Source organism: Tahibacter soli, assembly GCF_025717065.2.
GTDB classification, from domain to species: domain Bacteria; phylum Pseudomonadota; class Gammaproteobacteria; order Xanthomonadales; family Rhodanobacteraceae; genus Tahibacter; species Tahibacter soli.
In genome coordinates, this window is the sequence record NZ_JAOVZO020000020.1 from 300,797 (window position 1) to 322,352 (window position 21,556).

A 21,556-nucleotide genomic window follows, 5' to 3' on the forward strand; every position below is an offset into this window, starting at 1 on the left:
ACGCACGCGCTGCGTCGAGGTCGAGGCAGAATCCGGCGTCGCCCCCTCACCCCTACCCTCTCCCCCAACGACGTTGGGGGAGAGGGAGAAAATCAACGACTCAACAAAAACTCCGCCAACGCCAGATCCGCCGGCGTCGTCACCTTGATATTGTCTTCCGCGCCTTCGACCAGGAGCGGCGCGTGTCCCGCGCGTTCCATCGCCATCGCCTCGTCGGTGATCGCGACGCCGGCCGCGAGCGCGGCGGCGAGCGCCGCATCGAGTTCGCCGCGCCGGAACAACTGCGGCGTCAGCGCGCGCCAGCGCGACTCGCGCGGCTCGGTGCCGTTCGACCGTCCCTGCCCGTCGGCGCGCTTCAACGTGTCGCGCAGCGGCGCGGCGAGCAGCCCGCCGCCTGCCGGCACCGCACGCTCGATCAGCCGCGTCACGTCTTCGGCGCGCACGCACGGCCTTGCCGCGTCGTGCACGAGTACAAAATGCTCCATCGCGACCGACGCAGGCAGCGCGCGCAGTCCGGCCAACACGGAATCGGCACGCTCGGCACCGCCGTTCGCGATGAGCAGCGGCTTGCCGAGCACTTCGATCAGTCCGCGCGTCCACGTCGCGTCGTCGGGCGCGAGCACGAGCACGAAGCCCGCGACGCGCGAATGCGCCGCGAGCCGTTCGAGCGTATGCGTCACGAGCGGCTTGTCGCCGATGCGCAGGTACTGTTTCGGCGTGTCGCCGCCGAAACGGCGCCCGCGGCCGGCGGCCGGCACGACGCACCAGTGCCCGCTCACTTTTTCCTTGTCGGCCGCGGCCGGCTTCGCGCCCGCGCCCGGCGTCGGCTCGACCACCTGGTAGAACGTCTCGCCGGGCTTGACGAGGCCGAGCTCCGAACGCGCGCGGCCTTCGATCGCCTCGCGGCCTTCCTTCAGGTCGCGCACTTCCGCCGCGAGCGCTTCGTTGCGCGCGCGCAGGGTTTCGTTCTCGTGCTTCTGCTCGGCCACGGTCGCGCGCAGCCGCTCGACCTCCCGCACGCCGCCGGCGCCGGTCCATAGCTTGAGCTGCAGACCGATCAGCAGGATCAGGAGAATCAGGGCGGCGTAGCGCAGCACGTCGGCACGGGCTTAGGCGAACATGCCCGGCAGGTTCGGGAACGCGTGCTTGCCGGCGTAGACCGCCTGCGCGCCGAGCGCTTCTTCGATGCGCAGCAGCTGGTTGTACTTCGCCACGCGGTCGCTGCGGCACAGGGAGCCGGTCTTGATCTGCGTCGCGGTGGTGGCCACCGAGATGTCGGCGATCGTCGTGTCTTCCGTTTCGCCGGAACGGTGCGAAACGACGGACGAATACTTCGCCGCGTCCGCCATCGCGATCGCTTCGAGCGTTTCGGTCAGCGTGCCGATCTGGTTGACCTTGATCAGGATCGAGTTCGCGATGCCCTTGGCGATGCCTTCCTTGAAGATCGCCGTGTTCGTCACGAACAGGTCGTCGCCGACGAGTTGCACCTTCTTGCCGAGCTTGTCGGTGAGGTACTTCCAGCCGTCCCAGTCGCCCTCGGCCATGCCGTCCTCGATCGTGACGATCGGGTAGCGCGCGCTCCAGTCGGCGAGGAAGTCGGCGAACTGTTCGGAGGTCAGGCGCTTGCCTTCGCCCGAGAGGTTGTACTTGCCGTTCTCGAAGAATTCCGAGCTCGCGACGTCGAGGCCGAGCCATACGTCCTCGCCGGCCTTGTAGCCGGCCTTGCCGATCGCTTCGAGGATCGTTTCGATCGCTTCCTCGTTCGACTTCAGATCCGGCGCGAAGCCGCCCTCGTCGCCGACCGCCGTCGACAGGCCGCGGCCCTTGAGCACGCTCTTCAACGCATGGAAGATTTCGGTGCCGCAGCGCAGCGCTTCGGAGAAGCTCGCGCAGCCGATCGGCAGCACCATGAATTCCTGCATGTCGACGTTGTTGTCGGCGTGCGCGCCGCCGTTGACGATGTTCATCATCGGCACCGGCAGGCGCGCGGCGCGCGATCCGGCCAAGTGCTTCCACAGCGGCAGCCCCTTGGCCGCCGCGACCGCGTGCGCGTTCGCGAGCGACACGCCGAGCAGCGCGTTCGCGCCGAGGTGGTTCTTGTTCGGCGAACCGTCGAGCGCGATCAGCTTGCGGTCGAGCCCGGCCTGGTCGGCGGCGTCGAAGCCCTTCAGCGCATCGGCGATCGTCGTGTTGACGTTGCCGACGGCGCGCGTCACGCCCTTGCCGAGATAGCGCGTCTTGTCGCCGTCACGCAGTTCCACGGCCTCGCGCGAACCGGTCGACGCGCCCGACGGCACGGCGGCGCGGCCCGTGTGGCCGCTGTCGAGCGTCACTTCGGCTTCGAGCGTGGGATTGCCGCGGGAGTCGAGGATTTCGCGGGCGTGGATCTTGGTGATCGTGGTCATGAGTTTTCCGGGCCGATGGGCAATTGTAGACAGAATGAAATCTTCAACGGCTATTCGAAACCGTGTCTTTTGGCAACGCGATCGAGTTCGACCAGCGCCTCGAGCAGCGCCGCCATCTTGCCGAGCGGCCACGCGTTCGGCCCGTCGCTGAGCGCCTTGTCCGGATCGGGATGCGTCTCGGCGAAGAGACCGGCGATGCCGACCGCGACGGCCGCGCGCGCGAGCACCGGCACGAATTCGCGCTGGCCGCCCGACTTGCCGCCCTGCCCGCCCGGCAGCTGCACCGAATGCGTCGCGTCGAACACGACCGGGCAGTGCGTCTCGCGCATCACCGCGAGCGAGCGCATGTCGGAAACGAGGTTGTTGTAGCCGAAGCTCGCGCCGCGCTCGCACACCATGATGTCGTCGTTGCCGGTGGCCTTGGCCTTGTCGACGACGTGCTTCATGTCCCACGGCGCGAGGAACTGGCCCTTCTTGATGTTGACCGGCTTGCCGGCCCTCGCCACGTTCTGGATGAAATCGGTCTGGCGGCACAGGAACGCCGGCGTCTGCAGCACGTCGACCACCGCCGCCACTTCGTGCATCGGCGTGTATTCGTGCACGTCGGTGAGCACCGGCACGCCGATCTGGCGCTTCACCTCGGCCAGGATGCGCAGGCCTTCTTCCATGCCGGGGCCGCGATGGCCCGACACCGACGTGCGGTTCGCCTTGTCGAAGCTCGACTTGTAGATGAACGGCACGCCGAGCCTGCCGGTGATTTCCTTGAGCTGCCCGGCCGTATCGAGCGCGAGCTGTTCCGACTCGATCACGCACGGTCCGGCGATCAGGAACAGCGGCCGGTCGAGCCCCACTTCAAAACCGCAGAGTTTCATCACGCAATCCTTCCATCGGGAAAGCGCCCCAGATGGGGGCGCTTTCCGGGACAAACATCAACCGGCGGCCGCGAGGCGCGGCGCCGTCCGCACGGCCTTGTATTCGCGCGCGGCCTGCACGAAGCCGATGAACAGCGGATGGCCGTCGCGCGGCGTCGACGTGAACTCGGGGTGGAACTGGCACGCGAGAAACCACGGATGGTTCGGCAGTTCGACCATTTCGACCAGGAGGTCGTCCATCGACTTGCCGGCGATCGTGAGGCCGAGGTCCTCGAACTGCTGGCGATAAAGATTGTTGAACTCGTAGCGGTGGCGATGGCGCTCGCGGATCACGTCCTGCGCGTACAGCTGCCGCGCGAGCGTGCCGGCCTTCAGGCGGCACTCCTGCGCGCCCAGACGCATCGTGCCGCCGAGGTCGGATTCCTCGGTGCGCTTTTCGACGTCGCCGGCCGAGGTGGTCCACTCGGTGATCAGCGCGATCACCGGATGCGCGCAGTTCTTTTCGTTCTCGCTCGAATTGGCGCCTTCCAGGCCCGCGATGTGCCGCGCGAAATCGACGACCGCCGCGTGCATGCCGTAGCAGATGCCGAAATACGGCACCTTGTTCTCGCGCGCCCACTTCGCCGCCGCGATCTTGCCTTCGAAGCCGCGCTTGCCGAAGCCGCCCGGGACAAGGATCGCGTCGACGCCGGCGAGCACGTCGCCGCCTTCGGCTTCGATCTGCTCGGACTCCATCCACTCGAGGTTCACGCGCGTCGACTGCTTGATGCCGCCGTGCCGCAGCGCTTCGCCGAGCGACTTGTAGGCATCTTTGTGCTCGACGTACTTGCCGATGATCGCGATCGTGACTTCGTCTTTCGGATTTTCGACCGCGGCGACGGTGCGCTCCCACGACGACAGGTCGGCGGGGCCGGCGTCCAGGCGCAGGTGGTCGATCACGAGGCGATCGAGGCCCTGCTGGTGCAGCCACAGCGGCAGCTGGTAGATCGTGTCGACGTCCATCGCGCTGATGACCGCGCGCTCGGGCACGTTCGTGAACAGCGCGATCTTGCGGCGCTCGGCTTCCGGCAGCGGCTGCTCGCAGCGGCACAGCAGCACGTCGGGCTGGATGCCGATCGTGCGCAGCTCCTTGACCGAATGCTGCGTCGGCTTGGTTTTGATTTCGCCGGCGGCCTTGATGTACGGCACGAGCGTCAGGTGCATGAACATCACCTTCTCGGCGCCGTGTTCGATGCGGATCTGACGGATCGCCTCGAGGAACGGCAGCGATTCGATGTCGCCGACCGTGCCGCCGATCTCCACCAGCGCGACGTCGTAGCCGCGCGTGGCCTCGTAGATCGTGTGCTTGATCTCGTCGGTGATGTGCGGAATCACCTGCACGGTCGCGCCGAGATAGTCGCCGCGGCGTTCCTTGCGGATCACGGCCTCGTAGATCTTGCCCGTGGTGACCGAGTTGCGGCCGGTCAGGCGCGTGCGCACGAAGCGCTCGTAGTGGCCGAGGTCGAGGTCGGTTTCCGCGCCGTCGTCGGTGACGTACACCTCGCCGTGCTGGAACGGGCTCATCGTGCCCGGATCGACGTTGATGTAGGGGTCGAGCTTCATCATCGTCACGCGCAGACCGCGCGCTTCGAGGATGGACGCGAGCGAAGCGGCCGCGATGCCTTTTCCGAGGGAAGAGACGACGCCGCCGGTAACGAAAATCAAGGGAGTCATGGTGTGCGCAGCATTGCCTATGCTGGTAAAGCCGGCATTTTACGCATGCGACCCGTGTTCGGCGAGCGAAAAGCCGCGGCGCGGTGGCGGCCGGCGGGCCGCCGCTGGTATTTTGGATGGTCCTTTCGCGATGCAAGCCCAGACGCCATGCCGATTTGCGCCATCCTGAACGCCGTGCGCACGGCGATGCGCGAACACGGCGTCGCCGCCGTCGTCGTGCCGTCGGCCGACCCGCATTCGTCCGAATACCTGCCGGCGCGCTGGAAGACGCGCGAGCGCCTGTCCGGGTTCACCGGCTCGGCCGGCACGCTCGTGGTGACGCACGAAACCGCGTTCCTCGCCACCGATTCGCGCTATTTCGAGCAGGCCGAGCGCGAACTGGCCGGCAGCGGGATCGACCTTTTCAAGCTGGCGCGCCCCGGCGTGCCCGAGCACTACGACCGGCTCGCCGCGACGCTCGCGCGCGGCGACGTCGTCGCGGTCGCCGGCGACGTGCTGTCGCTCGCCCAGCAGGCGGCGCTGGAACAGCGGTTCGGACCGGCCGGCATCGTCCTGCGCACCGATCTCGACCTCGCCGGCTGCGTCTGGACCGACCGGCCGCCGCTGCCCGACTCGCCGGTGCGCGAGCACCGGCCGGAATTCGCCGGCGATCGCGGCGAGCGTCTGGCGCGCGTGCGCCGGGCGATCGCGCAGGCCGGCGCGACACATCACCTCGTCTCGTCGCTCGACGACATCGCCTGGATCGCGTCGCTGCGCGGCACCGACGTGCCGTACAACCCGGTGTTCGTCGCGCATCTGCTGCTGTCGCCGGAACGCGCGACGCTCTTCGTCGGTGCCGACAAGATCGGTACCGACAAGATCGGCGCGGAACTCGCCGCGCGCCTCGCCGCCGACGGCATCGACCTCGCCGGCTACGCCGAGGCCGGCGCCGCGCTCGCGGCATTGCCGGCCGGCGCGCGGCTGCTCGTCGATCCGCAGCGCACGGTCAAGGCGCTCGCCGACGCCGTGCCGGCCGGCGTCGCGCTCGTGCGCGCGCCGAACCCGAGCCAGCGCTTCAAGGCGGCCAAGACCGACGCGGAACTCGCCCACGTGCGCGGGACGATGCGCAAGGACGGCGCGGCGCTCGTGCGGTTTCTGATCTGGCTCGAAGAGACCGTCGGTACGCGGCGACTGACCGAACTCGACGTCGCCGCGAAACTTGAAGAACTGCGCGGCGCGCAGCCCGACTACGCCGGTGCGAGCTTCGCGACGATCGCCGGCTACCAGGCCAACGGCGCGCTGCCGCACTACCGCGCGACCGGGGACCACCACGCGGCGCTCGCGCCCGAGGGCCTGCTGCTGGTCGATTCCGGCGGCCAGTACGAGGGCGGCACGACCGACGTCACGCGCACGATCGCGCTCGGCGAAACGACGGCGCAGCAGCGCCTGGACTACACGCTGGTGCTCAAGGGCATGATCGCGCTGTCGCGCGCGTGGTTTCCGGCCGGCACGACCGGCCAGCAGCTCGACGCGCTCGCGCGCGCGCCGCTGTGGGCGCACGGCCTGAACTACGGCCACGGCACCGGTCACGGCGTCGGCTTTTTTCTCAATGTGCACGAAGGTCCGCAGGCGATCCGGCCGCCGCTCGCCGGCGAAACGGCCGAACCGCTCGCGCCGGGCATGATCGTGTCGAACGAGCCGGGCCTGTACCGGCCGGGCCGCCACGGCATCCGCATCGAAAACCTGATCGTCGCGACGCCCGCGGCGCACGGCGAGTTCGGGCAGTTCCTGCGCTTCGAGACGCTGACGCTGTGCCCGATCGACGGGCGGCCGATCGTCGCCGACGCGCTCGATGCGGCCGAGCGCGGCTGGCTGAACGCGTACCACGCGACCGTGCGCGAACGGCTCTCGCCGCTCCTTGACGACCACGAGCGCGAATGGCTGGCCCGGCGCTGCGCGCCGCTGTAAGCTGCGCCGTCGTTGCAACGCCCGACGGCTTCCGGCCGTCTCCGTTCGCGCTTCCATTCACGTCAGACGCCGTCCGGGGCGGCGTATCCATGTTTCCAGTTTCCCAACGTCCTCGCATCCTCATCGTCGCGGGGACACGGCCGGAGTGCCTGAAGCTCGCCAGTCTCGTCGCGGCGCTGCGCGCGCGCGGCGAAGTCGAAACCCTGCTCGTCAACAGCGGCCAGCATCACGCGATGGTCGAGCGCACGTTCGCGCATCTGGAGATGACGACCGACGTCGCGCCCGGCCCGATCGATCCGGCATCGCTGTCGCACGCGCTGACGAGCCTGCGCGAACGCCTGCGCGCGATCGCGACCGAACGCCGCGCGTCCCTGATCGTCGCGCAGGGCGATACCTCGAGCGCCTACGCCGCGTCGCTCGCCGCGCGCGATCTCGCCCTGCCGCTCGCGCACGTCGAGGCGGGCCTGCGCACCGACCATCCGTACCGGCCGTTTCCGGAAGAACTGTTCCGCCGCCGCATCGCGCCGATCGCGCAGCTGCATTTCGCGCCGACGGCGAGCGCCGAACGCAACCTGCTGCGCGAAGGGATCGCGCCCGAGGCGATCCACCGCACCGGCAACACCGTCGTCGACCTCCTGCGCGCGCAGCTCGAGGACACGCGCCCGCTGCTGCTGCCGTTTCTCGCCAACGACGGCCTGCCCGACACCGACGAGCTGGTGACGCTGACGCTGCATCGCCGCGAAAACTACGGCCGCGGCCTCGACGTCGTGTGCGAGGCCGTGCTCGAACTCGTGCGGCAGCGGCCGCGCCTGGGCGTCGTCTGTCCGGTGCATCCGAATCCGGCGGTCGGCAGCCGCATCCGCCGGCACCTCGCCCGCCGCGCGCGCATCGCGCTCGTCGATCCGCTCGACTACCGGCCGTTCATCGCGCTGCTCGCGCAGTCGCGCCTGACGATCACCGATTCGGGCGGCATCCAGGAAGAAGCGCCGTACCTCGGCACGCCCGTGCTCGTCGTGCGCGAAAACACCGAAAGGCCCGAAAGCGTCGCGATCGGCGCGGCGACGCTCGTGCCGCTCAAGGCCGACCGCATCGTCGCCGAAGCGCAGCGCCTGTTCGCGCTGCCGGCGCCGCGACGCCTGCCGTTCACGCCCGAGGCGCCGTACGGCGACGGGCGCAGCGGCGAGCGCATCGCATCGATTCTCGTCGAACGCCTGTGCGCCCCTGCGACGATGCGCGCCGGCCGGCCGTCGCCTGTGTCCGCCTGATCGCGTTCGCCGCGGCTCCCACCAAGGAATCCACCGGAATGAATCCCGCCCCCGTGACGGCCGACGACACCGCCGCCGCCGCGCAACGCCTGCGCGACTGGCTGCTCGGCGGCGCCGTGCAATGCGCCGGCGGCGAACATGCCGGCGGCATCGTCGGCGCGATCGCCGCCGACGGCCGCGCGCGCTACGTCTATCCCGAAATCACCGGCTATTACCTGCACTGGCTCGCCGAAGTCTCGGACGAGACCGGCGTCGAACGCGTCCGCGCGCCGGCGCAGGCCGCCGCCGACTGGGCCGACCGCGTGCTCGCGGACGGCCGCGTGCCGGCGACGCGCGCGTATCTCGTCGCCGACGAAGAACGCGACTGGCGCAACGACGCCGTGTTCTTCTTCGACCTCGCGATGCTCGTGCGCGGCTTGTGCGCCGTGGCCGAAGCCGGCGTCGTGGCGACGCCCTCGCGCGCGATCGCGCGGCTCGTCGAGGAGCTGGCGCGCTTCGTCGACGCCGACGGCGGCATCGTCGCGGCGCGGTCGCTCGCGGCGGACGCGCGTCTGCCGCGGCGCTGGTCGACGCTCGGCGGTCCGTTCGAGGTCAAGGCGAGTTCGCGCGCCGCGCTCGCGGCGCGCCACGTCGCGCTGCCGGCCGCATTGGCCGAGGCCTGCCGAAATCTGGCCGCCGGCTACGTCGACACCGCCGCGGCGATACCGCTCGACATGCTGCATCCGACGCTGTACTTCGCCGAAGGCATGCTCGTGGCGGAGCCCGACGCGGCGCCCGCGATCGCCGCGCTGCTCGCGCGGCTGCTGCGGCTCGCGCGCGTCGACGGCAGCCTGCCCGAAGCCGAGGATTCCGACGTGCCGCGCAGCGACATCATCGCGCAGGCGCTGCGCGTGGGCCTGCTGCTGCGCGGCGTCGACGGCGCACCGGACGAGGCGACGCTCGATCGCCTCGCCGCGGCGCTCGTCGCGCGCGTGCGCGCCGACGGCACGCTGCCGTTCCGCCCCGACGTGCCCGACCCGCAGCCGAACGCCTGGTGCGCGATGTTCGCCGAACAGGCGCTGCGGTGGCATGCGCGCGCGCGCCGCGGACTGCCGCTGCCGGCTGCCGAGGGCCTCGTATGAGCCGCCTCGCGATGCTCGCGAAACTGCTGCCTTTTGCACCGCTGTACTTTGCGACGAATGCGGCAAGCGTGATCGCACGGTTTTTTCCGGGCCGCTGGCGCGCGCGGCCGCGCGACGACGGCGCGCAGCCGGGCATTTCGGTGATCGTGCCCGAACGCGGCACGCCCGATCTCCTCGACGAAACGCTCGCCGCGCTCGCCGCGGCGCTCGCCCGCATCGACGAGCCGCACCAGACGATCGTCGTCGTCAACGGCGCGCCGCGGGACGACTACCGCGAACTCGCCGCGCGCCATCCGGCCGTCGAATGGCGCTTCCACGACCGGCCTCTGGGCTACAACGGCGCGATCGACGACGGCTTGAAGGCGGTACGCCACGACTGGACGTACCTCCTTAACAGCGATATGCGCCTGGACCCCGACGCGCTCGCCGAAGCGATGCGCTACCGCCGCGCGCACGTGTTCGCGATCACCTCGCAGATCTTCTTCGCCGATCCCGCGCGGCGGCGCGAGGAAACCGGCTGGTCCGACTTCCATGCGAACGCCTACGCGCCGGAAGTCTACGAACGCACGCCCGAGCCGGGCACGCTCGCGCGCGGCAATCTGTATCCCGGCGGCGGCTCGTCGCTGTGCCGCACCGCGCCGCTGCGCCGCTACGTCAAAGGTTCGCGCGACTACGCGCCGTTCTACTGGGAAGACGCCGACTGGGGCATCCGCGCCTGGAGCGACGGCTACGAAGTGCTGTTCTGCCCGGCATCGCACGCGTGGCATCGCCATCGCGGCACGGTCAACCGCTACTACGAACCCGGCGAAGTCGAGCGCGTGATCCATCGCAACGCGCTGCTGTTCGACCTGCGCCACGGCTGGACCGGCCGCGGCGCGCGCGCGCTGCTCACGCGCATCGCGCAGTGCGACGCCGCGACGCAGGCCGAACTGCGCGGCCCGGGCCTCGCCTGGCGCGCGTTCAGGGCGCGCCTGTCGACGCGGCGCGCGCAGCGCCGCGGTTTCGCGTTCGCGCATATCGCCACCGACAAGTACTACGCGCCCCCGCCGGCGCCGGCCGCACGCCGGCCGCGCGTGCTGCTCGTGTCGCCGTTCGCGCTGTTCCCGCCCGCGCACGGCGGCGCGCGGCGCATCGCCGAACTCGTGCAGCGGCTTTCGCCACAAGTGGATTTCGTGCTGCTCGGCGACGAACGCTCGCTGTACTCGGCGGCGTCCGAGCCGTGGTTCGAGAAGCTGTACGCGACGCATCTGATCGAAGGCCGCGGCCGCTGCGGCGGCGACGCGACGCCGAGCGGCCTCGTGCAGCGCATGGACAGCCACGCGTGGCCGCGCCTGCGCGGCGAAGTCGCGCGCCTCGCCGCGCTGTACGACATCGACATCGTGCAGGTCGAATTCATGGAACTGGCGCGCCTCGCGGAAGTCGACACCGGCCGCGCGCGGCGCCTGCTCGCGCTGCACGACGTGTACCTCACGGGCACGCCCGACTACGCGTGGACCGACGCGATCCAGCATGCGGCGATCGCGCGCTACGACGCGGTCACCGCCTGCTCGGCCGAGGACGCGGCATTGCTGACGCATCCGCACGTCGCGCTGATCGGCAACGGCGCGGTCGACCGCCGCGCGCGCCGCACGCCGTCGCCGTCGCATGCGCACCTGTTGTTCATGGGACCGTTCCGCTACGCGCAGAACCTCGCCGGCATCCGCGAGTTTCTCGACCGCGCATGGCCCGCGCTCAAAGCGCGCATTCCCGACCTGCGGCTGACGATACTGGGCGGCGCCGAATCGGCCGCGATCGCGCGCGACGACGCGCGCTTCGCGCAGCCCGGCGTCACGGTGGTCAGCGAATTCGTCGATCCCGAACCGTGGCTCGCCGGCGCGACGCTGACGATCAATCCGCAGATCGACATCCGCGGCTCGTCGATCAAGCTGATCGAATCGCTGCTCGCCGGCCGCGTCTGCGTCAGCACGGCCGACGGCGCGCGCGGCTTCGCCAACGCCTGCTTCGAAGGCCTCGCGACCGCGCCGGACATCGCCGCGATGGCCGAACCGATCGCAAGGCTCGTGCTCGACGACGCCGAGCGGCACCGCCGCGAACGCGCCGACGACGAACGCCTGGACCGCTACACCTGGGACGCGATGGCCGACCGCCAGCTCGCGCTGTACCGCCAGCTGCTCGGCCCGAACGGCAACGGCGCGTCGCCCGCGCCGCAGGCGCCGCGCACCCACGTCGAGGCCGCGTCGTGAGCGGCACCTGGTCGTACGACGCGATCGCCGACGTCTATGCGACCGACATGGGCCGCAGCATGCCGTTCGACGATGTCGGCTGGTATCGCGGCGTCTGTCTCGCGCACGGCGGCCGTGCGCTCGAACTCGGCTGCGGCACCGGGCGCATCCTGATCGAACTCGTCGCGGCCGGCGTCGACGCGTTCGGCGTCGACCGCTCGCTGCCGATGTTGAAGCGCCTGAAGACCGACGCGGCCGCGCGCGGGCTCGCCGCGCCGCTCGCGCAGATGGACCTCGCCGCGCTGGCGCTCGATGCGCGGTTCGACGTGATGCTGCTGCCGTATTCGCTGATCACCTACCTCGTCGACCCCGCCGTCGCCGTGCGCGTGCTCGCGCAGCTGCGCGCGCTCGCGGCCGCCGACGCCTCGCTCGTGCTCGACGCGTTCGTGCCGCAGCCGGTCGCGAGCTTCGCCGACTTCCGCCTCGACTACCGCCGCGCGCACGGCGACGGCACGCTCGAACGTTCCAAGCGCATCGCGGCGAACGCCGACGGCACGAACCGCATCGAGCGGCGCTACCGCGTGCTCGACGCCGCCGGCACGCCGGTCGACGAATTCCTGACCGACGAAACCGTGCGGCCGTACGCGCCCGAGGCGCTGGTCGAACTGGCGCTAGCCGCCGGCTGGCGCGTGCACGCGACGGCGTGGGACTACGGCGCGAGCGCCGACCGCACGAACGCGAAGTTCGCAAGCTTCGTGCTGCGCTGACGCGCGCTACACTCGCCGCACCGCATCCGCGCGCCGCCGTGCACGCGTATGCGTCGATCGAGGGGAAGAGCCGCGATGCGATCGTTTCGACAAATCCAAGGATTCACTTTGGCGCTGGCGCTCGCCGCCGGCGGGGCGGCGCACGCGGCCGGCTCGCGCCAGCTCGCGACCGGCGGCGCGAGCACGATCGAAGGCGGCGCCGGCGGCGGGCTCGTGCCGTGGGCGGCGATCACGGGCTACGGGGCACGCGAGGAAATCGGCGCGACGGCATTCGCCACGCGCATCAACACCGGCGACTACCGCCTCGACGTGCAGGGCGCCGCGGTCGGCCTGTTCAACCGCATCGAACTGTCGGCGTCGCGACAGGAACTCGACCTCGTCGCGCTCGGCCCCGCGCTCGGACTGCCGGGCGCGCATCTGCGCCAGCACGTGATCGGCGCCAAGGTGCGCCTCGCCGGCGACGTGCTGTACACGCGCATGCCGCAGATCGCGCTCGGCGTGCAGTACAAGAAGCAGCAGGATTTCGCGCTGGCACGCGCGCTCGGCGCGCGCGACGACGCCGACGTCGACGTTTACCTCTCCGCCACGAAGGTGTTTCTCGCGGGCGTCGGCGGCTACAACGCGTTTCTGTCGGGCACCGCGCGGCTGACGCGCGCGAACGAAACCGGGCTGCTCGGCTTCGGCGGCGAGGGCCGCAACGGCCGGCGCGTCGCGCTCGAAGCGTCGGGCGGCGTGCTGCTGTCGCGCCGCTTCGCGATCGGCGCGGAGTATCGCGGCAAGTCCGGCAGCCTCGACGCGGTGCGCGAAAGCGCGTGGCGCGACCTGTTCGTCGCATGGTTTCCGAACCGGCACGTGTCGGTCGTCGTCGCGTACGCCGATCTCGGCACCGTCGCGACGCTGCCCGACCAGACCGGCTGGTACCTCTCGGTGCAAGGAGCGTTCTGATGCGCACGATCTTCGCGATGCTGCTCGCGCTCGCGGCCGCAGCGCCCTCGCCCGACGACTCGCTGTACCGCGCGCTCGGCGAGAAGCAAGGCATCGCGCGGCTCGTCGACGCGCTGCTCGATCGCGTCTACGCCGACCCGCGCATCAACGACCTGTTCAAGCACGTCGACCGGCCCGACCTGGCGCGGCTCGTCGGCGAGCATTTCTGCCACGAGACCGGCGGACCGTGCGAATACACCGGCCGCAGCATGACCGACACGCACAGCGGCCTTGCGATCAAGGCGAAGGAGTTCGACGCGTTCGTCGAAGATCTCGTCGACGCGATGGAAGCGCTCGACCTGCCGACGCGCACGCAGAACCGCATGCTCAAGCACTTCGCGCCGATGCGCGCCGAAATCATCGATCAGTAACCGCAACACGGGTCACACAACGCGCTGAACATTCCGACCTTTCTACACAGCGCGTACGCACGCGAACTTCCGAGTAGGCATAAGTACGAACCGAATCGTCATGGCCGCGCCATTGTCGGCGCCGGCCCCGCGATGCGAAGGTTCGCGCCCTCCTCCTCCCGGTAGTCCGCATGAAAGCTCACGTTCGTCGCCGTACCGCATCACCGCTGTTTCTTGCCGTCGCATTCGCGCTCCACAGTTCCGCCTTCGCACAGACGCCCGCGTCGACCGCCGACGGCGACGAAGAAGCCGCCAAACTCGAAGCGATCACCGTCACCGGATCGCGCATCCCGCGCGCCGACATCGAAACGGCCGCGCCGGTCACCGTGATCAAGGCCGAAGAAATCGACACCGGCGGCTTCCGCAGCGTGTTCGACATCGTCAGTTCGATCTCGCAGAACGTCGGCCTCGTGCAGGGCGAGGACTTCGGCAGCACGTTCACGCCGGCCGCCAACGTCATCAACCTGCGCGGCCTGGGCCCCAATCACACGCTCGTTCTCGTCAACGGCCATCGCGTCGCCGACTATCCGGTCGCCTACAACGGCTCGGTCGGCGCGGTGGACCTCGCGAACATCCCGAGCGTGATGATCGACCGCATCGAAATTCTCTCCGGCAGCGCGTCGGCCGTGTACGGCTCGGACGCGATCGCCGGCGTCGTCAACATCGTGCTCAAGAAAAAACACGAAGGCGTCGACCTGTCGGTGAAGGTCGGCACGACGCAGCAGGGCGGCGGCGCGAACCAGCGCGTGCAGCTGATCGGCGGCACGACGCGCGGCGACTTCTCCGGCGTGTTCGGCCTCGAACTCACGCAGCGCGATCCGATCCGCTACGGCGACCGGCGCCTGACCAACAGCTTTTCGCAGTACGCGCCGAACCGCCGGCCCGGCGCGATCGTCGCGCTGCGCGATCCGGCGTCGGGCGACTACTACGACCTGCCCGGCGGCTGCGACGCGCTGTCGCATCTCCTGGGCGGCACGCTGCGCGCGTATCGCAATCCCGCGTACGACGGCACGTATTGCAGCAGCGACGGCTACTACAACAACCGCACTATCCAGACCGCGAAGAAACTCGCGACCGGCTACGCGAACCTCACCTACGCGCTGAACGACACCACCGAGCTGTTCGGCGATTTCATGTTCGGCTTCTCCGACATCGAGAACAACGTGCGCTCGACGACGTGGTCGGCGCCCGGCGGCGCGTTCTGGAACGACGCGACCGGCCGCCTCGAAAACTGGACGCGCGTGCTGACGCCCGAAGAAACCGGCGGGAAGGACGCCGACAACAGCACCTATCTGCAGCGCTCGACGACCGCGACGGTCGGCGTGCGCGGCGATCTCGGCACGCACGGCTGGCGCTACGAAGTGGTCGCGAACCGCTCCGACTACGAAAGCGACCAGGGCCGCATCCGTTTCCTCACCGGCGTCGACGCGTTCTTCCTCGGCCAGCGCACCGGCACGCACGACTACCAGGGCACGCTGTTTCCGTCGTACAGCGCCGATCCTGCGCGCCTGGCAACGGCGCTGACGCCCGAAGACTTCCGCCGTCTGACCGCAAAGTCGGTCAAGCACGACAAGGCCTGGACGCAGGATGTGAGCGCCAGCGTCAATGGCGATCTGTTCGAACTGCCGGCCGGCACGGTCGGCTTCGCGGGCGTCGTCGAGGCGGGCAGCCAGGGCTTCTCCAACACGCCCGACCCGCGCATCAACGAAGGCGCGTACTGGAACACCGCGCAGGCGAACGTCGAGAACGGCGAACGCGATCGCTACGCCGCCGGTTTCGAACTCAACGTGCCGATCCTCTCGAGCCTCACCGCGACCGGCGCCGGCCGCTACGATCGCTACAGCTACGCCGGCGAATCGCTCGGCAAGAGCACGTACAACCTCGGTCTCGAATACCGCCCGGTCGACAGCCTCTTGCTGCGCGGCACGCTCGCGACGTCGTTCCGCGCGCCGGACATGACGTACCTGTTCGCGAAGAACACGCGCGGCTACTACCCGGGCGTGACCGACTACTACCAGTGCCGCCTCACCGGCCAGCCGTATTCGAGCTGCGACGAGTTCTACAACATGGACTTCACGCGCGGCGGCAATACGCAGCTCAAGCCCGAGCGCGGCCGCTCGTTCACCTACGGCTTCGTCTGGTCGCCGAGCGCCGACTTCGACGTGCAGGCCGACTACTACCGCATCCGCATCACCGACCAGGTGACGAGCCTCGACGAGCAGCAGATCCTGCGCACCGAAGCCGACTGCCGCATCGGCCAGACGCTCTCGGGTTCGCCGGTCGACGCGAACTCGTCGATCTGCCGCGACGCGTTCGCGCGCGTCGTGCGCAACGCGGCGAACGCGCCGGTCAATCCGAACGACGTGACGCTGATCCGCGTCAATCCGGTCAACGCCGCGACCGAAGTCACGTCGGGCATCGACTTGAGCGCGAGCTACCGCTTCGCGCTCGAGGGCATCGGCCGGTTCTCGGTGCGCGGCGCGTACACGCACGTGCTCGAACACAAGTACCAGCAGTTTCCGGGCGACCCGGTCTACGACTATCTCAACGACACCGCGTACCAGTCGGACTGGGGCAAGAAGATCAACGCGTCCGTGTCATGGCAGAACGGCGACTGGAGCGCGACGCTCGACGGCACGCGCTACGCCGGCATTCCGGACAACAGCGGCGATCGCCGCCGGCGTCCGTACACGCTGGTCAACGGCTCGGTCGGCTACCGCCTGAACGAGCGCGCCGACGTGCTGGTCAGCGTCAACAACCTGCGCAACTCGTCGCCGGTCGACAAGAGCGCGGGCTGGCCGAACTATTCGAGCGCGTGGTACGACGCGTTCGGGCGGCAGTACTGGGTGCAGTTCAACTACCGATTCGGCGCGGGCCGGGGTTGACCGCGGCCGGAACGGCCGCGGCTTGATTGCCGCGGCCGTTCCGGCCACCATGGGCGGCTACTTCATCGCGTGATCCGTCCATGAGCAGTCGCTACAACGCCGCCGATATCGAAGTTCTGTCCGGCCTCGACCCGGTCAAACGCCGGCCCGGCATGTACACCGATACCTCGCGTCCGAACCATCTGGCGCAGGAAGTCATCGACAACTCGGTCGACGAGGCGCTCGCGGGCCACGCGAAAACCGTCGAAGTGATCGTGCACGGCGACGGTTCGGTCACGGTCACCGACGACGGCCGCGGCATGCCGGTCGACATCCATCCCGAGGAAGGCATCCCCGGCGTCGAGCTGATCCTCACGCGCCTGCACGCGGGCGGCAAGTTCTCGAACAAGAACTACCAGTTCTCCGGCGGCCTGCACGGCGTCGGCGTGTCGGTGGTCAACGCGCTGTCCACGAAGGTGGAAGTGACGATCCGCCGCGACGCGCAGATCTGGCGCATGACGTTCAAGAACGGCGATCGCGCGACGAAGCTCGAATCGATCGGCACCGTGCCGAAGAAGCAGACCGGCACGACCGTGCGCTTCTGGCCCGACCCGAAATACTTCGACACGCCGAAGATTCTGCTGTCGAAGTTGAAGCACCTCCTGCAGGCCAAAGCCGTGCTGTGCTCGGGCCTCACGGTGCGCCTCACCGACGAGGCGAGCGGCGAAACCGATCAGTGGTACTACGAAGACGGTCTTTCCGACTATCTGCGCTCGATGCTCGCCGGCAACGAATGCCTGCCGCCGGATCTGTACGTGCATTCGGTGCAGCGCGAAACCGAAGGCCTCGAATTCGCGATCGCGTGGGTGCCCGAGGGGGAGCTGGTCCAGGAAAGCTACGTCAACCTCATTCCGACGGCGCAAGGCGGCACGCACTGCAACGGCCTGCGCTCGGGTCTCACCGAATCGCTGCGCGAGTTCTGCGACTTCCGCAACCTCCTGCCGCGCGGCGTGAAGCTCGCGCCGGAAGACGTGTGGGACCGCCTCTCGTTCGTGCTGTCGCTCAAGATGCAGGACCCGCAGTTCTCGGGTCAGACGAAGGAACGCCTGTCGTCGCGCAACGCCGCCGGCTTCGTCGAAGGCATCGCGCACGACGGCTTTTCGCTGTGGCTCAACCAGCACGTCGAACTCGGCGAGCGCATCGCGCAGCTCGCGATCGAGCGCGCGTCGGCGCGCCTGAAAGCCGAAAAGCAGATCGTCCGCAAGAAGATCACGCAAGGCCCCGCGCTGCCGGGCAAGCTCGCCGACTGCGCGTCGAGCGACCTGTCGCGCACCGAACTGTTTCTCGTCGAAGGCGACTCGGCCGGCGGTTCGGCCAAGCAGGCGCGCGACAAGGATTTCCAGGCGATCCTGCCGCTGCGCGGCAAGATCCTGAACACCTGGGAAGTCGAATCGGGCTCGGTGCTCGGCTCGCAGGAAGTGCACGATCTCGCCGTGGCGATCGGCTGCGATCCCGGCGTCGATCGCATCGACGGCCTGCGCTACGGCAAGGTCATCGTGCTCGCCGACGCCGACTCCGACGGACTGCACATCGCCACTTTGCTGTGCGCGCTGTTCCTCAAGCACTTCCCGTCGCTCGTGCGGCAGGGCCACGTGTTCGTCGCGATGCCGCCGCTGTTCCGCGTCGACGTGGGCAAGCAGGTGTTCTACTGCCTCGACGAGGACGAAAAGCGCGCGATGCTCGAAAAGATCGAGCGCGAGAAGATCAAGGGACAGGTGTCGGTCACGCGCTTCAAGGGCCTGGGCGAAATGAACCCGAGCCAGCTGCGCGAATCGGCCGTGCATCCCGATACGCGCCGGCTCGTGCAGCTGACGGTCGAGCACGACGACGGCACGAACAAGGTGATGGACATGCTGCTGTCGAAGAAGCGCGCTTCGGATCGCAAGAGCTGGCTCGAAGAGAAGGGCGACCTGGCGTCTTTGGAGGTTTGAGCGGTTGCGGCTGCGTGGCGCGCAACGACCGCGCGGTCTTCCGCTGCGGGCGCAACGAAAACCTCGGTGTCGCCCCCTCACCCAACCCTCTCCCCCAAGCGAGCTTGGGGGAGAGGGCTAAAGAAATTGCGTGCCGACGTTGAAATGTCGCCCCGTTCTCCAAAGCACGCGCCGCAACGTCGAAACCCTCGGCTCCTTCTCCCCCAACCGCGTTGGGGGAGAAGGCCGGGATGAGCTGGCTCGAAGAGAAGGGCGACCTGGCTTCTTTGGAGGTTTGAGCGGTTGCGGCTGCGTGGCGCGCAACGACCGCGCGGTCTTCCGCTGCGGGCGCAACGAAAACCTCGGTGTCGCCCCCTCACCCAACCCTCTCCCCCAAGCGAGCTTGGGGGAGAGGGCTAAAGAAATTGCGTGCCGACGTTGAAATGTCGCTCCGTTCTCCAAAGCACGCGCCGCAACGCCGGAACCCTCGGCTCCTTCTCCCCCAACCGCGTTGGGGGAGAAGGCCGGGATGAGGGGGCGGCGACCACGGCACGTCGAGTTCCGGTTTTCGTCGCGAGACGAGCGCAACGCCGCACCGGCTCGGTCTGCACCCTCTCGTGCCCCCAATCACGGCCTCGCCGCAACCGGCACATACAAAGCACTCGCACGCCGCGCGTCGTGATACACCGTCACCCGCACCTTCCGCGCATCCTTCGCCGTCTCGCGCGACACTTCCCCGCCGCTGTTGTAGTTCTTCTGCACGTGCGGCGAATTCACCGGCCCCACGACCAGTCTCAGCCGCGCGCCCTTCGGCACCACGCGCGCCGCGAAGGCGAAGCGCTCGAAATCGTACCGCTCGACCTTCCCCGGCGTCGCGAGCGTCGCCTGGTGCAAACCGCCGCGATGCCGCGCGCGTACGCGGTCGAAGCTCAGCAGGATGCTGCCGCCGTCCGGCGCGATCGCGTACACCGCCGCTTCGATATCGGTATCCGGCTGGTCGATCGCGATCCAGGCACTCAGACGGAAGAACCCCGCGATTTCCGTGTCCGCGTCGAACGGCGCCGTGTGATAGACGAGCTGTTTGCCGCCCCGCAACGCGACGCGCCGCTGGTCGACGAATTCGCGCTCGGGCGTATTGAGCGGATCGAGCGCCGCGTCGGAAACGTCGAGCGGATCGTAGACGTAGCAGTCGGCGCCCGAGCGCTTCGCGCGTTCGCCGACGAGATCGCCCGACGCGTAGATGTCGTTCGCGCGGCCGTTCGCCGACGACAGATACCATGCCTGCGGCTCGTCGCCGATCGCCGCCAGCGACTCTGCATATTTCCACTGTTCCAGTCCGCCGACGTAGTACGCGACCGGCGCCTTGAGCAATTCCGGCTTCGGGCCGTCCTTCAGCGTGAAGTCGTACCACGCGCGATGCAGCGCGTTCATGTCGACGACGCCGGCCGGGCCGACGTCGACGCCGCGCACCTTCGCCTGCGGCTCGGCGACGCCCGCGTGATCCCACGGGCCGATCACGAGCCAGTGCTTCGCGCGTGCGGGCGGCGTCGCGTTCGCCAGATGTTCGCGATACGCCGTCAGCGCGCCGGGCTGGTCGGCGTCGTACTGCCCGGTGATCGTCAGCACCGGCAGGTCGATGCGCGCGTACTGCGCGTCGCTCGGACGAAAACCGCGCCAGTACGCATCGAGCAGCGGGTGCGCAATCCATTCCTGAAACGTCGCATTCGCGCTGCCGAACAGCGTGTCGAGCGAGGCGTACGGGGCGTGCGCCGTGAACGCTTCCGCGAGACGCGGATTCCAGTACGCGTGATCGGAGAAGAGCCGCACCTGCGCCGTGCGTTCGGCCACGAGCATCAGCCAGCGCACGACGTACGGCCGCCAGATGTTGTGGCGCATCGGAAAGTCGAGGCCCGGCATCGGCGACGCCGACGGCGCCATCGCCGCCAGATGCGGCGGCGCGCGGCTCGCCGCGGCCCACTGCGCGTAGCCGAGGTACGAGGCGCCCCACATGCCGACGCGACCGTTGCACCACGGCTGACGCGCGAGCCACTCGACGACGTCGTAGCCGTCGTCGGCCTCCTGCGCGAACGGCGTGAACGTGCCGCCGGAATTGCCGCGACCGCGCACGTCGACCGTGGCGAACACGTAGCCGCGCGCGGCGAAGTACGCGCCGACGTCGTGCAGGTCCTGCGCGTTGTACGGCGTCATCGTGAGCAGGCAAGGCAGCGGCTGCGCCTGGCGCTGCGGGCGGTGCACCGTCGCCTTGAGTTCGACGCCGTCGCGCAGCGGGACGGCGACGTCGATCCTGACCTCGATCGGGGCGAGCGTCTCTTCGGCGAACGCGGCCGAAGCGAGAAACAGGAACAACGCGATGCACAGGCGCGGCAAGCTCATCGTTGGGACCTCGGGTTGCGCTACGGTCGGGAGGCGAGCGGGATGCTCGCGATCCACGCGCATCGTATCGGCGCAGATCGGCATCCCGCTCGACGTCCGATGCGAGCGCATACGCGAAACGTTTACGGCGGATCGAACGCCTGTCGATGCGCCACGCTTCGAACCGGCCCGACGAGGAACCGAGGTTCGCGACTCAAGGCCGCGACGGCGCCCGATTGCCGAGTATCCCCATCCGCATCACCTTGACTCCGCCGTCGGCCAGTTCCGGCAGTTTCGCGAACCACGCCTGTACGTGCGGCGTCGCGTTGTGCGCCTCGAAGTCGGCCTGGCTCGCGAAGATCTCGTAGAACACGAAGTGGCCCGGCGCTTCGCGATCTTCGTGCAGGAAGTACGCAAGATTGTTCGGCTCGGCGCGCACCTGCGCGACCAGCGGCAGCGTCGCTTCGCGCAGCGCCTGCGCCTTGCCCGCCTTCGCGCGAACTTCGGCGACCACCGCATACGCGTCGGCGGGAATGTCGCGATACGCGACGCCGGCGGCATCGCGCGCCACGGCCGGCCCCGCGCCGGCGAGAACACTGGCAAAAAGGAACGACAACGAACGACGCATGACTCGTCTCCTCGG

Annotated in this window: 15 protein-coding genes; 9 read left to right on the top strand and 6 right to left on the bottom strand. The window is 69.1% G+C overall.

All coding sequences use genetic code 11. The features are described from left to right. Nucleotides 1-92: 92 nt before the first annotated feature. Genes ispD through pyrG form a run of 4 tightly spaced genes read right to left on the bottom strand, consistent with a single transcriptional unit; the run spans nt 93 to nt 4,990 of the window. Nucleotides 93-1,097 (bottom strand): 2-C-methyl-D-erythritol 4-phosphate cytidylyltransferase, encoded by a 1,005-nt coding sequence (gene ispD, locus OD750_RS22285; protein WP_425508254.1) that lies wholly within the window; start codon nt 1,095-1,097, stop codon nt 93-95. Between the two features lie 12 nt (nt 1,098-1,109). Further along, on the bottom strand, nt 1,110-2,405 hold the full coding sequence (gene eno / locus OD750_RS22295) for a phosphopyruvate hydratase (RefSeq protein WP_263544290.1): 1,296 nt from the start codon (nt 2,403-2,405) through the stop codon (nt 1,110-1,112). Nucleotides 2,406-2,455: 50 nt separating this feature from the next. Then, the gene (gene kdsA, locus OD750_RS22300) at nt 2,456-3,277 is read right to left on the bottom strand and encodes a 3-deoxy-8-phosphooctulonate synthase (protein ID WP_263544291.1); all 822 of its coding nucleotides are present in this window, start codon (nt 3,275-3,277) and stop codon (nt 2,456-2,458) included. A 57-nt stretch (nt 3,278-3,334) separates the two neighbouring features. After that, the gene (gene pyrG / locus OD750_RS22305; RefSeq protein WP_263544292.1) at nt 3,335-4,990 is read right to left on the bottom strand and encodes a CTP synthase; all 1,656 of its coding nucleotides are present in this window, start codon (nt 4,988-4,990) and stop codon (nt 3,335-3,337) included. Nucleotides 4,991-5,137: 147 nt separating this feature from the next. Here pyrG and OD750_RS22310 point away from each other — a divergent pair, with 147 nt between their 5' ends. The 9 genes from OD750_RS22310 to parE all read left to right on the top strand — a co-directional run bounded on the left by OD750_RS22310 (nt 5,138) and on the right by parE (nt 18,561). Beyond that, nucleotides 5,138-6,937, top strand: coding sequence for an aminopeptidase P family protein (locus OD750_RS22310; RefSeq protein ID WP_263544293.1), 1,800 nt, complete (start codon nt 5,138-5,140; stop codon nt 6,935-6,937). An 89-nt stretch (nt 6,938-7,026) separates the two neighbouring features. Continuing rightward, nucleotides 7,027-8,202, top strand: coding sequence for a non-hydrolyzing UDP-N-acetylglucosamine 2-epimerase (gene wecB / locus OD750_RS22315; RefSeq protein WP_263544294.1), 1,176 nt, complete (start codon nt 7,027-7,029; stop codon nt 8,200-8,202). 38 nt (nt 8,203-8,240) lie between these two features. Next, a complete protein-coding gene (locus OD750_RS22320) occupies nt 8,241-9,323 on the top strand; it encodes a hypothetical protein (protein ID WP_263544295.1) in 1,083 nt (360 codons plus the stop codon). Further along, nucleotides 9,320-11,566 (top strand): glycosyltransferase, encoded by a 2,247-nt coding sequence (locus tag OD750_RS22325; RefSeq protein WP_263544296.1) that lies wholly within the window; start codon nt 9,320-9,322, stop codon nt 11,564-11,566. Before OD750_RS22320 ends, OD750_RS22325 begins: the two co-directional genes overlap by 4 nt. After that, nucleotides 11,563-12,312 carry a class I SAM-dependent methyltransferase gene (locus tag OD750_RS22330; RefSeq protein ID WP_263544297.1) on the top strand — a complete coding sequence of 250 codons (750 nt, stop codon included), beginning with the start codon at nt 11,563-11,565 and terminating at the stop codon, nt 12,310-12,312. Before OD750_RS22325 ends, OD750_RS22330 begins: the two co-directional genes overlap by 4 nt. Nucleotides 12,313-12,387: 75 nt before the next feature. After that, nucleotides 12,388-13,257, top strand: a complete 870-nt coding sequence (locus tag OD750_RS22335) for a DUF3034 family protein (RefSeq protein ID WP_425508255.1) — start codon at nt 12,388-12,390, stop codon at nt 13,255-13,257. Then, nucleotides 13,257-13,667, top strand: coding sequence for a group I truncated hemoglobin (locus OD750_RS22340; protein ID WP_263544299.1), 411 nt, complete (start codon nt 13,257-13,259; stop codon nt 13,665-13,667). Before OD750_RS22335 ends, OD750_RS22340 begins: the two co-directional genes overlap by 1 nt. Nucleotides 13,668-13,837: 170 nt before the next feature. Beyond that, nucleotides 13,838-16,591: a TonB-dependent receptor plug domain-containing protein gene (locus tag OD750_RS22345; protein ID WP_263544300.1), complete on the top strand. Its 2,754-nt coding sequence runs from the start codon at nt 13,838-13,840 to the stop codon at nt 16,589-16,591. An 80-nt stretch (nt 16,592-16,671) separates the two neighbouring features. After that, complete coding sequence (gene parE / locus OD750_RS22350; RefSeq protein ID WP_263544301.1) at nt 16,672-18,561, top strand: DNA topoisomerase IV subunit B; 1,890 nt, start codon at nt 16,672-16,674, stop codon at nt 18,559-18,561. Nucleotides 18,562-19,167: 606 nt separating this feature from the next. Here parE and OD750_RS22355 read toward each other — a convergent pair. Continuing rightward, nucleotides 19,168-20,934 carry a CocE/NonD family hydrolase gene (locus OD750_RS22355; RefSeq protein WP_263544302.1) on the bottom strand — a complete coding sequence of 589 codons (1,767 nt, stop codon included), beginning with the start codon at nt 20,932-20,934 and terminating at the stop codon, nt 19,168-19,170. Nucleotides 20,935-21,127: 193 nt separating this feature from the next. Then, on the bottom strand, nt 21,128-21,541 hold the full coding sequence (locus OD750_RS22360; RefSeq protein WP_263544303.1) for a putative quinol monooxygenase: 414 nt from the start codon (nt 21,539-21,541) through the stop codon (nt 21,128-21,130). Nucleotides 21,542-21,556 lie beyond the last annotated feature (15 nt).